Source organism: Shigella sp. FC1661 (assembly GCF_001712525.1).
In the GTDB taxonomy this organism is placed as follows: Bacteria; Pseudomonadota; Gammaproteobacteria; order Enterobacterales; family Enterobacteriaceae; genus Escherichia; species Escherichia coli.
Genome location: NZ_MDGW01000448.1, coordinates 1 through 573, shown reverse-complemented (window position 1 = coordinate 573; position 573 = coordinate 1). Strand labels below are relative to the sequence as shown.

Annotated in this window: 1 protein-coding gene and 1 pseudogene; one reads left to right on the top strand and one right to left on the bottom strand. The window is 51.1% G+C overall.

All coding sequences use genetic code 11. The features are described 5' to 3' along the window. Positions 1-309 (bottom strand): annotated as a pseudogene (locus BFF42_RS20295) (IS1-like element IS1F family transposase); the annotation flags it as partial. A 69-nt stretch (positions 310-378) separates the two neighbouring features. Here BFF42_RS20295 and BFF42_RS20290 point away from each other — a divergent pair. Next, on the top strand, positions 379-573 hold a 195-nt coding region (locus tag BFF42_RS20290; protein ID WP_032291100.1), incomplete at its 3' end, for an IS3 family transposase.

The following is a 573-nucleotide window of genomic DNA, read 5'->3' as shown; positions in this document are numbered from 1 at the left end:
GCAGGCTCAGAAGACGCTCCAGTGTGGCCAGAGTGCGTTCACCGAAGACGTGCGCCACAACCGTCCTCCGTATCCTGTCATACGCGTAAAACAGCCAGCGCTGACGTGATTTAGCACCGACGTAGCCCCACTGTTCGTCCATTTCAGCGCAGACAATCACATCACTGCCCGGTTGTATGCGCGAGGTTACCGACTGCGGCCTGAGTTTTTTAAGTGACATAAAACCGTGTTGAGGCCAACGCCCATAATGCGTGCACTGGCGCGACATCCGACGCCATTCATGGCCATATCAATGATTTTCTGGTGTGAAGTGGCACACTGAATTTGGCCACCTGAACAGAGGTGATATGCTCACCTCAGAACAACACAGGTGCTCCAATGAAAAAAAGAAATTTTAGCGCAGAGTTTAAACGCGAATCCGCTCAACTGGTTGTTGACCAGAAATACACGGTGGCAGATGCCGCCAAAGCTATGGATGTTGGCCTTTCCACAATGACAAGATGGGTCAAACAACTGCGTGATGAGCGTCAGGGCAAAACACCAAAAGCCTCTCCGATAACACCAGAACAAATC